Annotated in this window: 12 protein-coding genes; 6 read left to right on the top strand and 6 right to left on the bottom strand. The window is 43.5% G+C overall.

All coding sequences use genetic code 11. From position 1 onward, the window contains the following. Window positions 1–121: 121 nt before the first annotated feature. Window positions 122–1,771 (bottom strand): DEAD/DEAH box helicase, encoded by a 1,650-nt coding sequence (locus tag AB4351_RS10845; protein WP_372125960.1) that lies wholly within the window; start codon window positions 1,769–1,771, stop codon window positions 122–124. Window positions 1,772–1,934: 163 nt separating this feature from the next. Then, on the bottom strand, window positions 1,935–3,290 hold the full coding sequence (locus AB4351_RS10840) for a diguanylate cyclase (protein WP_102394160.1): 1,356 nt from the start codon (window positions 3,288–3,290) through the stop codon (window positions 1,935–1,937). Between the two features lie 283 nt (window positions 3,291–3,573). Between AB4351_RS10840 and AB4351_RS10835 the strand changes: the two genes are divergently transcribed. Further along, window positions 3,574–4,716, top strand: a complete 1,143-nt coding sequence (locus tag AB4351_RS10835) for a DUF3541 domain-containing protein (protein ID WP_372125958.1) — start codon at window positions 3,574–3,576, stop codon at window positions 4,714–4,716. Window positions 4,717–4,860: 144 nt separating this feature from the next. Here the strand turns inward: AB4351_RS10835 and AB4351_RS10830 are convergent, their stop codons facing one another. The 3 genes from AB4351_RS10830 to AB4351_RS10820 all read right to left on the bottom strand — a co-directional run bounded on the left by AB4351_RS10830 (window position 4,861) and on the right by AB4351_RS10820 (window position 7,323). Next, entirely contained in the window at window positions 4,861–5,478 is a 618-nt protein-coding gene (locus AB4351_RS10830; RefSeq protein WP_017064868.1) for a class I SAM-dependent methyltransferase, read from the bottom strand. 45 nt (window positions 5,479–5,523) lie between these two features. Further along, window positions 5,524–5,793 (bottom strand): hypothetical protein, encoded by a 270-nt coding sequence (locus tag AB4351_RS10825; protein ID WP_372125956.1) that lies wholly within the window; start codon window positions 5,791–5,793, stop codon window positions 5,524–5,526. Between the two features lie 321 nt (window positions 5,794–6,114). Next, a complete protein-coding gene (locus AB4351_RS10820) occupies window positions 6,115–7,323 on the bottom strand; it encodes a NupC/NupG family nucleoside CNT transporter (protein WP_102320600.1) in 1,209 nt (402 codons plus the stop codon). 613 nt (window positions 7,324–7,936) lie between these two features. Here AB4351_RS10820 and AB4351_RS10815 point away from each other — a divergent pair. The 4 genes from AB4351_RS10815 to AB4351_RS10800 all read left to right on the top strand — a co-directional run bounded on the left by AB4351_RS10815 (window position 7,937) and on the right by AB4351_RS10800 (window position 10,681). After that, on the top strand, window positions 7,937–8,413 hold the full coding sequence (locus AB4351_RS10815; RefSeq protein WP_008217326.1) for a hypothetical protein: 477 nt from the start codon (window positions 7,937–7,939) through the stop codon (window positions 8,411–8,413). Window positions 8,414–8,698: 285 nt separating this feature from the next. Continuing rightward, entirely contained in the window at window positions 8,699–8,968 is a 270-nt protein-coding gene (locus AB4351_RS10810; RefSeq protein ID WP_017064872.1) for a PTS sugar transporter subunit IIB, read from the top strand. 10 nt (window positions 8,969–8,978) lie between these two features. Beyond that, window positions 8,979–10,235, top strand: a complete 1,257-nt coding sequence (locus tag AB4351_RS10805) for a PTS ascorbate transporter subunit IIC (protein ID WP_017069229.1) — start codon at window positions 8,979–8,981, stop codon at window positions 10,233–10,235. Continuing rightward, on the top strand, window positions 10,232–10,681 hold the full coding sequence (locus AB4351_RS10800; RefSeq protein ID WP_017069228.1) for a PTS sugar transporter subunit IIA: 450 nt from the start codon (window positions 10,232–10,234) through the stop codon (window positions 10,679–10,681). The genes AB4351_RS10805 and AB4351_RS10800 overlap by 4 nt, the downstream gene beginning before the upstream one ends. Window positions 10,682–10,815: 134 nt before the next feature. On the opposite strand, the gene AB4351_RS10795 is transcribed toward AB4351_RS10800, so the two are convergent. Beyond that, entirely contained in the window at window positions 10,816–12,081 is a 1,266-nt protein-coding gene (locus tag AB4351_RS10795; protein WP_029235617.1) for an HD-GYP domain-containing protein, read from the bottom strand. Window positions 12,082–12,307: 226 nt separating this feature from the next. Here AB4351_RS10795 and AB4351_RS10790 point away from each other — a divergent pair, with 226 nt between their 5' ends. Beyond that, complete coding sequence (locus AB4351_RS10790) at window positions 12,308–12,844, top strand: GNAT family N-acetyltransferase (RefSeq protein ID WP_050633186.1); 537 nt, start codon at window positions 12,308–12,310, stop codon at window positions 12,842–12,844. The last annotated feature ends 6 nt before the right edge of the window (window positions 12,845–12,850 follow it).

Raw genomic sequence — 12,850 nt, 5'->3', positions numbered from 1 at the left:
GCGAACATTGAGATTCAATATTCGCGCTTATTCGATTTCTATGACAGAAAGAACTTAACCCACGAGACGCCTTTTTATAAAGCGACTCATGTTCGTTGCTCTTTCAATATCTCAGAAAAGATTACTTCTGAGGAGCTGGCTTAGAACGGCTTCGAGACGGTTTGTTTGTAGAAGGTTTGTTGCTTGTCGGCTTATTTGACGACTTGCTTGGGCCGTAGCTACCGCCGTAACCAGACTTCTTAGGTTTGCCTGCAGGTTTACCCGCGTTGTTTGGCTTACCAGTACCGCTAGATTTACCCGAACCGCTTGGTTTGCTCAGAGTGTTCTGAGCACCTGCGTTATTTGCAGCAGGTTTATTGCCCGCACTACCGCGTTTAAAGTTGCTGCCGTTGTTTCTTACTGATTTATCTTCAGTTGTCGCAGCTGAGTTGTTTTCAGCAGGTTTCTTACCAGATGTCGGCTTACGCTTTGGAGCCGAACCATTACCAGCTACATGACGCTTGTTCTTACCTGCTGGCTTGTGCCCGCGAGCGTTATCACCAGAGCGTTGACCATCAGCATGTTCACGTGGCTGTTTTGCTTTCTTCGGTTTCTTAGGCTTGATTGGACGTGAATCCAACCGAGACTCAGGTAACTTATTTACAGGAGAGAAACCTTCCAGTTCACGACGCTCTAGCACTTGTTGAATCAGGCGTTCAATACCGAACAGCTCACCCACTTCATCAGCACAAACCAATGAAATCGCTTTACCTACTTCACCTGCACGGCCAGTACGACCGATACGGTGTACATAGTCTTCTGATACATGAGGAAGATCGAAGTTAACTACTTGAGGCAGTTGCGGGATATCGATACCACGAGCGGCGATATCAGTTGCAACAAGTACTCGTACCTTACCTGTTTTGAAGTTCTCTAAGGCTTTAGTACGTGCACCTTGGCTCTTGTTACCATGGATAGGTGCAGCAGTGATGTCTTGCTCTTCAAGGAAGCGAGCAAGCTTGTTCGCACCGTGTTTCGTCTTGCTGAACACCAACACTTGTTGCCAATCGTTATCTTTGATTAGCTTCGCTAGCATTGCGCTCTTTTTCTTTTTGTCTACTGGGTAGATGCTTTGCTCAACCGTTTTTGCCGTCGAGTTTGCAGGGCTTACTGAAATCTCAACAGGATTGTTCACTAAGCCTTTCGCTAAGCTGCGGATATCATCAGAGAACGTCGCTGAGAACAGTAGGTTCTGACGCTTCTTAGGCAAGAAAGCTAAGATCTTACGAATATCGCGGATGAAACCCATGTCTAGCATGCGGTCCGCTTCATCTAGCACTAGGATTTCTAGTTGGTCAAAACGCACTGCATTTTGGTTGTATAGGTCAAGTAGACGACCAGGTGTTGCCACCAACACGTCACTACCTTTACGCAGTTTTTGCATCTGAGGGTTAATCTTCACACCACCAAACACTACCGTCGAAGTCAGCGGTAAGTTAATACCGTACTTCACTACGCTGCCATTCACTTGCGCAGCAAGCTCACGAGTTGGCGTTAGCACGAGCGCACGAACTTGGTTCTGACGTACGCGAGTACCTTTCGATAACATTTCAAGAATAGGTAGCGTGAAGCCTGCAGTTTTACCTGTACCTGTTTGAGCAGCGGCCATAACATCTTTGCCCGTTAGGACAGCTGGCACGGCTTTCTCTTGTATTGGTGATGGCTTATCGTAACCTTGTGCTTCAATAGCTTTAAGGATCGGTTCAGAAAGGCCAAGGGAGGTAAAACTCATAGATTATTTTCTCAGTTGAATAACATTTAGTATGAGCAACACGTTAAAAAGTGCGTTGCTTCAGCTTTTGCTCATCAAATACATTGATACGGAGCAAAGCGCGGTATTCTGAGGCTTTTCCCCCCATTCAGCAACTAAATTCTAATCGCAGCTAAAATTCAACCTAGATAACTTGTCGCTTCTGTTCGTACATTTTTTCATCAGCGGCTTTTAAGAGCGCATCGACATCATTGTAGTTGTTATTGTGAATAACCCAACCCACACTGATTCTGAGATAAATAGAGTGCGCGTCGTACACAACTGGTGCCGAGCATATCGCCTTTCGTAGTTTAGTCACGATCGACGATACGTGTTGATCATCGATAATGCGTGGCAACAAGACCAAGAACTCATCACCGCCTATCCTTGCGACGATATCTGAAACACGCAGCTCACTTCTGATGCGGTTAGCACACTCAATCAATACCTGATCGCCTGCCGCGTGACCATAAGTGTCGTTGATTGCTTTAAACCCATCGAGGTCGATATTTACAACGGCAAAGGTTCTCGCTCTCTGTTTTTGAGTGGTTTTGAAGGCCTGTTTGAGGCTATACATGAAGTATCGACGATTCGGTAACATCGTTAGCTCATCATGCATAGAGCGGCTATCTGCAATCCGGTACAGACGATAAATAGTAAAGAAGGCAAACGCCAACACTAATATAATGGAGTAGCCTACCAGCCTTACCGCTTGGATTCGATACCAAGGCTCATCCATCAATACATGTTCGTTACCGGAGAGAGCAAGGTACCAACCCCCGTATGGGAAACTCACCTGTTCAGTGGCGAACGCATTATCGAACACATCCTGAGTACCATAAAAGACAGCGCCATCTTTCCCTGAACTGTTTGCACCACGAATTGCTAATTCATACTTGTTCTCGATCTTGCCGATTCCAACATCTTCAAACAGCTCATCTAAACCGATAACAGCACTGGAGACACCCCAATAATCTTGATTAAAAGGCGGATCTCGGAAGATCGGAGTGCGTGCAATGAGGGCTTGTCCACCTTGAAACAGCTCAAAAGGACCGGCAATAAAGGTGTTGCCAAGATTACGGGCTATCTCAACAGACTCCCATTGATTTGGGTGATCACGATAATTAATACCGAGAATCTGCTCATTACCTTCCATCGGGTAAACAAAGTTTAGAATGTCGTCTTTGGCGAGTCCGATAAGTCGAATATGGAAGCCATCTTGAATGATATTCTCAGCAATCTTATCCCAATTTTTCACCTCACCATCGGGGTTGATGGTCACTAAGGTCGAGAAATTATTGAGGATATACATATCTGACACGATCGCGGCTTCAATCCGAGAACGAATAATGGATAGTTGCTTTTTTGCCTCTGAATACGATTCGTTTTTAAGAAAAGTTAATTGCTTGGCATGAAAGAACTCAATTGCGCTTACTATCGCAAGGAAAAAAAGAAAAGATACTACTCTGGCAGACCACTGCTTGCTAGAACCACTTGGCATTTACGAACCTCTAACACTATTGTTCTATATACTGCCTTATAACGGCTCATTTCTGGCTTATTGCCCCAGTATGCCGCTAAGTCATTAAAAATCCATACTGACGTCGACTATCTATCAAATATTGAGTGATCCATCACTTCAAACTTCTTTACTAAACGAATGGTTTAATCAAAAAGGGTTAGTGAACCTTATAAAGCTTACATTGTATTGACTCAACGCTTACATTGAAGGATTCATCAATGTTATTTTACATAGACTAATAATCAGCTTGGTACCTCACGACATGAAGTTAAAAACTATCACACTGTGTACATTGCTATCAGCCTCGGTTGCCGTTCACGCACAAGAAAACGTTCAAGCGCCAACCGCAGTGAACGTTCAATCCCAAGCAGATTCGCTCAATTCTCAAGAACAATCTTTCAAGCAATCTGCAGACCTAATTCGCACCACCTACGAAAGCCAGCTTTACACCCTGCCTGCATTCAAAGAAGGTCACTACGGGCTGCGCATGTATCGTCAAACATTAGACGATAAGTATTCAGCGGCGGTGTGGAGCGACATGGCTCGAGTGGCAAGCAAGCTCAGCACCCTGTCGAATGACGTTCAAACCATGGAACAAATCGTACTCTACTCAGAGAAGCGAGTTGCATCTTATATTGGTGATAACGATGAGCGCAGTATTCGACGCTACAACATCACCAAGCACATGCCTGAATACCTTTACCTTGGTGTTGACCTTCTAGGCTCTATGGCTCGTGCTAACGAATACGGTTTAGAACACAAGAACGATGCCAAGCTACGCGAAATCATTCGTCGCTATGACTTCTCACGATACGTGACCAATGAAGACATGGTGAAAGCGTGGGCCGCTCAATTAGCGAATCAGGTTTACTGGTTGCGCCAACTGGGTGAGCAGGATGTCGTTGATGAGTTTGTCGATACCTTCAAAAAAGCGTATCCAGACGATAAAGACAAAAAACTCTCAAGCCAGCAATTCGGCAATAAGATCTATGGTATGACACACGTCATCTTCGGCGACTCAGAATATTACCAACATCAAGTAAGCGAACAAGACCATCAATGGATCTACGATTACTTTAGAGAAAACATCGATACGATTCTGCTGCGTGCGAAAGAAGATGTGATTGCTGAGGTTGGATTAACCTTCTTATTGGCAGGTTTAGAAGATGACCCAGTTCTAGAGAAAACTCGACTCGCGATTCAAGCTTCAATCGATGAGAAACAAGGCATGGTCCCTTCAATTACTGGCGATTTTGACCTTGAGTACGGTGAACACCGCAACGTATTAGCAATCATGCTACTCGATTGGCAGCAAGTGAATGAAGCGCCGACTTATGAAGGCAACCCTAAGGTGTTTACTAACATCCCTTACGGACTCATTAAAAACCAACCACCGAAGAACTAGCAACATACCTAGCCTAGGTTCATCATAGAACCCAAAAAGCCTCATACCTTTCAAGGCTGCGGCTTTTTGCTGTTTACTACGTCAGTACTCGTATCAAAAGTTGTTAATATCAAAACCTGCGTAAAGATAAAAACAAAGACGACATCAAGCTCCTGACACGGCTTTGTTCATCACTATCGTAAAATCCCCTTCTGCGTAGCCCTCCGTTAAAGAGACATCATCGCAGAGCGTTTTACAGAAACGATAGACACCTTGAGGGTGATAACTCATCAAGGTATTACGCGAAGGATACTGGCTTGAGTTGAGAAGATTAAAAATCACCGTCTGATTCGCCAGTTCATACATGCGAGTAATCATGTTTGTCAGATAATCAGAATCACGAGAGATGTAGTTCAGTGAACCACTAGCGATGACAATGTCGTGCGCCTCAAGGTTCATTTTGCTCATATCACCCGCCAAAAACTGACAACGATCTTCTGTGTAGTTTTGCTTCGCCTTCTTAAGAAAGCCTGCGTGTTGGTCAACGCCGGTATAAGATTGAATACGATAGATGCTGTCGAGCAGTTCAAACAGCTCGCCATAGCCGCAACCCAAATCTAAAACACTCTTCTTTTCGAAGTCCGCCGCACGAGCGATTACTTCAAAGCGACACAATTGACTCTCTTCGCTAGTCCAACCTAAAGCTTTAGCCTTGTCGCCATTCGAGCGGTTAGTTTGTTTCCGATGATAGCGATACACCTTCCAACGATCGAGCCAGTGCATTCAAATCAGTCCTACTTCAATGAACATCAGCACACCTTGATAAGATTAAACTTTAGAACTTGAAGAAAAGAGCCCACCGATTTTATAACCGATCGCATAGCAAACCACGGCGACAGTGACAAACACCAATGCCGAGAAGAAATACGCTACAGACGCTGCAACACCAGCCCCCCACACGACGCTGAACACCAAACCGAGATAAGCCTCTTTTGGCCACTGGTAGATAGGAAACTGAGCGCCGCCAGCAATTAGGTAAACCATCGAAAACAAGCCAATGAAGGTAACAATAAGACCGATGAGAACGCGAATGTTCATGGAGAGACCCTTGATTAATTTAGCTTGGTTGCCATTGTTCCTAATCGAAAGCGGATATGCTTAGTCGGAACCGAATATTCTCAATCGAAATCGAATGTTCTTAATCGAAGCCGAATGTTATTAATCGCAACCTGATGATATTCAAGTATATCGGATAAAAGGAACTGGCTCTATTACTCTTCCGAGTGAGCTTTTACTCACTATAGACAAATCACAGTCGACGGCCAAAACCCGATTTCGCCTGATTAACAGGCACAAAAAAGCGGACACCCTCCTTACGTTAACTCCGTAAGCAAGGTGTCCGCTTTAACTGAATCTAGCTTAAAGCAAGATGAAAATACCCGCTAAGCATGCACTCATTAGGTTTGCTAGCGTACCAGCAGCTACAGCCTTCAAACCTAAGTTTGCAACTTCAGCACGGCGCTCTGGTGCCATAACACCGATTGAACCTAACTGAATCGCGATAGAACCAATGTTAGCAAAGCCACATAGAGCAAAAGTCACGATCACTTGGCTGTGTTCAGATAACAGAGCTTTGTTCTCAACGAAGTCGATAAAAGCAACAAACTCGTTCATAACGATCTTCTGACCGATGTAAGAACCTGCCATCAATACTTCATCACTCGGGATACCGATCAGCCATGCAAGAGGCGAGAACAGGTAACCGAAGATAGCTTGCAGCGTAATGCCCGCAAAACCGAACGTTTCACCTAGGCTTTCTAGGCCAGTGTTGACCATCGCAATCACACTCACGAATGCAACCAACATAGTACCAACCGCTACCGCAACCTTCATACCGTTCATCGCGCCGCTTGCCAATGCATCAATCACGTTGCTTTGGTCAGCTTTATCTAGCTCAATGTGGTCGTAATCACTTGGTGTGCTGCGCTCAGGAACAATGATCTTCGCCATTAACAGACTGCCCGGAGCCGCCATAAAGCTTGCAGCGATAAGGTATTTAAGCTCAACACCAAGGCCAGCATAACCACCAAGTACACTACCCGCTACCGACGCCATACCACCTGCCATTACAGCAAACAGTTCCGAACGAGTCATAGACTTTAAAAAGGGACGAATAAGAAGAGGAGACTCACCCTGAGAAAGGAAGATATTACCTGTAGCAACCAGAGATTCAGCTTTACTTGTACCCAGCAGTTTTTGCACCGCTCCGCCCAAGATTTGAATCACTTTCTGCATAACGCCTAAATAATAGAGCGCAGAGATCAAAGCACTGAAGAAGATAATGATTGGAAGTACGCGAATCGCGAAAATGAAACCTTCAGTAGCCAGATCACCAAATAGGAAAGCGATACCAACGTCTGCAAAACCAAGCAAACTCGAAACGCCATTGCTTAGGCTTGTTAACGCCAGTTGTCCCCAAGGGAAATACAATACTAAGGCTGCAAAACCGATTTGAAGTAATAGTGCACGAGAGACCGTTTTCCAGTTAATTGAAGAACGACTTTCAGATAACAGGTACGCGCAAGCAATCAGTGCAAGAACACCGACAAAACCAAATAGAATATTCATAATGTGTCCTAGTAATCCTTAAAGAGTGAACATGAGCCAAGCAAATGACATCAAAGGAACAGGACAAAGAACCGCAAGCAAAACGCTACGCGATGAAGGAGCTAACAGGGTTAGCGAATGTAACAACGAGTTGTTCATGTAAAAAATCACCTTATACAAGCAGTGGAACGTAGCTGGTCCGGTCCGTGGGGTCATTCACATATCCATGTGACGGCTTGTATTGGCTAAGCACCGGCTTAAAACCGGAAGAGAAGTATAAACAGTTAAGTGAGACTTTCATCACATTTTTTAACGCAAACGATCGCGCGATCAAGGATTAAGCAAAATGTATTGTTTGTCGTCGTTTTCGAGCTTCAAAACTGTAAACAATCTGTAGGGAGTTGAATTTGTAATGTTAAGTCTTTAAGTGTGTGAGCGTAATCACTCGGTTAATTCTGTGTGATTCTTACTACTTTTCTGTGCTCTGCCTCATTTCCCGAGACTTCAAGATTCATCTTAAGTTTAGATGCGTATATACTTTGTATGACCTCACCAAATAATTATCTATAAAATACCAATAGAGCTGATTAGATATAACAGCCTTTGAGACTAAGAGAGGAAACACGTGAAGAAAATGGAAGCTCCGCACGATATGAACATTGGAGCTAAATTCAAAACAAATAGACACGGTTATGTGACAGTAGTTGAATATTATAATACTCATACTGTTATCGTCGCGTTTGAAAACACCGGAAATATTCGAGCTATCAGTGCGGCTAAATTACGTACAGGTCAGCTAACTGATCGTTCGGTTGCTCCTGAGTCAATTATGATTGGCGAACAGGTTGAATCGGTTAAACACGGAATATTAACCATTACTCAAGTTGAGTCTGAAAATATTGTCGTGTTAACAAATGCTGATAATGAAGAAATTAGAATGCTATTGCCAGCAGTACAAAAAATGAAAGACAAAGTTGAAGATATTGATGAAGATAAACTTGAAGCATCAAAACCAACCTCTCTAAGCCAGCTAACTAAAAGAAGTAAAAAGACTAAAGACGTTAATAGCATGCTTAAGAAAATGCTTACCGATTACGGCCGATACGATTAATTCAATATTTTGTCTTAGCTAAACCTTTCAAGATTCATATTCTAATATCCAAATAAAGATCCTCCTCCCTTTCTAAATAAAAGACGTTGCATATTCGAGTGAAAAGTTAAATTTGATCAAAGTCTCACTCTGGATCTTTACCACAAATTAACGAGATCTCCATCACAATCTCATTTTAGTTTTGTGATGGGGATCTTATTGAAATCTGAATACTTCCATTACTATGCTCTCACACAATAAGAGAACGAAGTTTCTCAACCCTAAAATCCAATTGAGACAAATATTATGAAAAAGATTCTTGTAGTTTGCGGTAACGGCCTTGGTACTTCTCTAATGATGGAAATGGCAGTAAAAGAAGTCGCTAAAAAAATCGGTTTCGAAGCAGAAGTTGATCACGAAGATCTATCATCTGCAGCATCAAGCAATGCGGATATTTGGGTTGCAGCAACAGACGTTGCAAACCAACTAAAAGACGCTGGTAAAGAGAATATCATCAGCCTTAAAAATATTTTTGACAAAGCATCTATTGAAGAACAACTAAAAACTTTCATGTAAGGTCAAAATTATGCAAAACTTTTTCGAGTTCATGCTCGGCTTATTAAAAGAGCCGGCGATCATGGTAGGTTTAATTGCTTTTATTGGCCTGGTTGCACAAAAAGCAGATGTTTCTACCATTCTAAAAGGCACAATTAAAACCGTAATGGGTTTCCTAATTTTAGGTTTTGGTGCTGGCGCTCTTGTTGGCGCACTAAATAACTTCTCAGTTGTATTTACTGAAGCATTCGGCGTAAGTGGTGTTATTCCAAATAACGAAGCAATTGTTGCACTAGCGCAAGAAGCATTCGGTTATGAAATGGCTCTAATTATGTTCTTCGCATTCGTTGTGAATATTTTATTGGCTCGTTTAACACCTTTAAAATATATTTTCTTAACGGGTCACCACACAATGTTCATGTCTATGCTGGTAGCGGTAATCCTGTCTACAGCTAACATCGAAGGCACTGCTCTCGTTGCAATCGGCTCGATCATTGTGGGTTCACTGATGGTTATCATGCCTGCACTTGCTCAAAAATACACAGAGAAAGTGATGGGTACTGATCAGTTGGCGATGGGTCACTTCTCAACGTTCTCATACTTAGTATCGGGTTACATTGGTAGCAAGTTTGGTGACACTTCAAAATCAACAGAAGACATCAACGTACCTAAAAGCCTAATGTTCCTGCGTGATACGCCAGTTGCTGTAGCAACAACAATGGCTATCTTCTTTATGTTTGCCTCAATTGTTGCTGGCGGTGACTTTGTTGAAACAGTATCAGGCGGTCAAAACTGGGTAGTATTCACCTTCATGCAATCTCTTGTGTTTGCCGGTGGTGTTTACATCGTACTGCAAGGTGTGAAGATGCTGATTGCTGAAATTGTTCCTGCATTCAAAGGTATCTCTGACAAGCTAGTACCGGGCGCAAAACCTGCTCTAGACTGCCCTATGGTATTCCCTGTAGCACCAAACGCGGTACTTATCGGTTTCCTTTGTTCTTTCGCTGCTGGCCTACTAGCAATGGCAGTTCAAGGCGCGCTTGGCTGGACAATCATTGTAGCTGGCGTCGTTCCACACTTCTTCGTAGGTGGTGCAGCAGGCGTTTACGGTAATGCGACAGGCGGTCTACGCGGTGCAATTCTAGGTTCGTTCTCGCAAGGTCTGTGTATCTCTTTCCTACCAATGCTACTGCTTCCAGTACTGGGTGGCCTTGGTCTTGAAGCGACAACGTTTGCTGACTTCGACTTCGGTGTTGTTGGTCTTATCCTAGGGTGGATTGTTTCATGAGCTTATTCGATTTAATTGGTAACCAAGGCGTTATCATCAACTCTGAAGAAAACCTAACGGTTGATGCGGCGATTGATGTGACTTGTTCAACACTGCTAGCGAGCAACAAAATCGAAGCAAGCTATGTTGAAGCTATCAAGCAAAAGCACAAGGACATCGGCGCGTACTATGTTCTAGCACCAAAAATTGCGATGCCTCATGCTCGTCCTGAGGATGGTGTGAACGAAGCATCACTGCAAGTGACAGTATTCAAGAAGGGTGTTGATTTAGAGTCGGAAGACAACGGTGACGTTTATCTTTCAATTACTCTGGCGGCAATGGACTCAGACAGCCACATCCACACGATTATGGCGCTATCAGAGTTGTTCCAAAATGATAATGACATTGATGCCATCATCGCAGCGGAAACTGAGCAAGCGATCATCGAGATCTTAAAGCGATACTAATCTCGATCTAAAAATCCTGATAAGCCCCCATTAAAAAAAGCGATAGCCTCGGCTATCGCTTTTCTGTTTCTGGTGTTTAGTCATTTCGACCGAGTATGAGTTAAGGCATCACACCTAGAAAGCATTCAGTGGCGTTAAAACGCGTACATTCGTTTGTCTGTCGATAATTCAAAGCAATATTGCGCGTGTTTATTAAGGCACTCAAACACTTCTCGATCCAACTTAAAGTTATCAACGTGGTCCCTCAAAATAGCGAGAGTCTCTTCTAACGTCATGCCTCCACGATAAGGTCGAGACTGAGTTAGCGCTTGAAACACATCCACCACAGCAACAATTCGACTGGGTTGATCCAACTCTTCCGCCGTTTTTCCCATTGGGTAACCCGAACCATCTAACCTTTCATGGTGATTAGATGCCCACTGACAAACCTGAGGTGAACTGAACAACTCCTGCAATGCGAATCGAGTGTCCGTTGCATGGCGTTTAATACAGCAATACTCTTCTTCAGTGAGTAAATCCGGCTTATGCAGAATGTCATTAGGGGTTTGCAGTTTACCGATATCATGAACCAAACCTGCTAAATAGAGTTTGCGCTGAGTGGTGTAGGAATAACCCAGTTGTTTGGCGAGGTATTCTGAAAGCTGCCCAACCTTTAAAGAGTGCTTAAAGGTAAACGAACTTTTGGTATCAACAACATTGGCGATAAACTCGGCAAAGGCCACCGTCTCATCCAGCGACATTTGCTGGGAGAAAAATGGCACAGGTTCAAAGTTATCCCTCATGTTCTCGATGTATGGAATCTCCATAGAAAACCAGAAGTCATCCAAATCAACCAACTCGCACATGTGTTGCACAAGGTTGGTTTCGAACATCTCATCCGCTTGTTCAGTCAAACGTTCAATGATGCTCGCTTTGCCATCTGGTGTTAGGTTTCCATAACGATCAGAAGAGGTTATGCCGTATAGATAATCGACTCTATCGGCAAGCATCACGATGGCAGCTAGTTCTCTTTCTAACTCGCTGATATGAATAGCCCTTAGCTCAGACCACGGAGTATGGTGATAAAGAACCGGCTTAGCAAATATAGAAAGAACTGGGCACTCTTTTAAGATTTGGTAGCCCTTTTGACAATGGTGATAGCTTGAGTCAGGTACAAACCCAGACGTTAAACTGAGCTGTTCATCAATTTGCGAGACACCACAGTCGTGAATCAAGCCTAACGAAAACGCGAGCTGCGCTTGCTCTTCTTCCCACCCCACACTCAGAGCACATCGATACGCGATATAGCCCACTCTCTGTCCATGATTTTTACTTTCGAAACCGACGTTATCAAGCGCCTTAGCAATACCGAATAGAGCCTTCCTTAGGTCCACGGTCACGTCCTGGCAATGTTGATTCATTATTTAAGCCTAGCATTTTTATATTTTTTATATATTTAGGCCGCTAATACTAATGCATAGCTAATGATTATATACACAACTATTGTAAGGTTTAATGAGTTTCGTGATAGAACCAACGTATCACGAAAAATCCGTACTACAAATGGTTGCATATTAAAAATCATGCGACATTATAGCCTGCCGACTAAGATTCGCTTAAATAAGCAGCCATAAGAAAAGGAAAGACATGTTTAAAACGGTTATCGACAACGAACTCTCCATCGCATTGGTTGAAGAGAGCTTCGCTTCTCACTACGCGGAAATCTCACAAAGCCAGAATGAGTACCTAAGTCAATGGCTCGTGTGGCCGCCACATTGTAAAACCGAGCAAGACTTTAGGATCTTCATCCAACGCTCGCTACACGATTATGCGGAAGGGAAAAGCATGACCTGTGCGATCGTGTATCAAGACAAGGTCGTCGGTAACTGCAGTTTCAATACTATTGATCATGATAAGCAAAAGGTGACGATAGGTTATTGGTTATCTGAGACATACCAAGGAAAGGGGATTGTGACGCGCGTTGTCCAGAAGCTGATTGATATTGCTTTCAATGAGTTAGATATGGAAAAGGTAGAGATATCAGCCGCAACCGGTAACCAAAGCAGCCGCAAGGTTTGTGAGCGCTTACATTTCACGTTAGAAGGTATTATAACTCGTAACGAGAACTTGAATGGCCGCATCGTAGACCACGCTATTTATGGACTTCATCGCTCTAAGCTCTAAGCTCTA

Source organism: Vibrio sp. 10N.261.51.F11, assembly GCF_041471665.1.
Taxonomy (GTDB): domain Bacteria; phylum Pseudomonadota; class Gammaproteobacteria; order Enterobacterales; family Vibrionaceae; genus Vibrio; species Vibrio crassostreae_C.
Note: the sequence above shows the minus strand (reverse complement) of the source record. Positions and strands in the feature narration are given on the sequence as shown.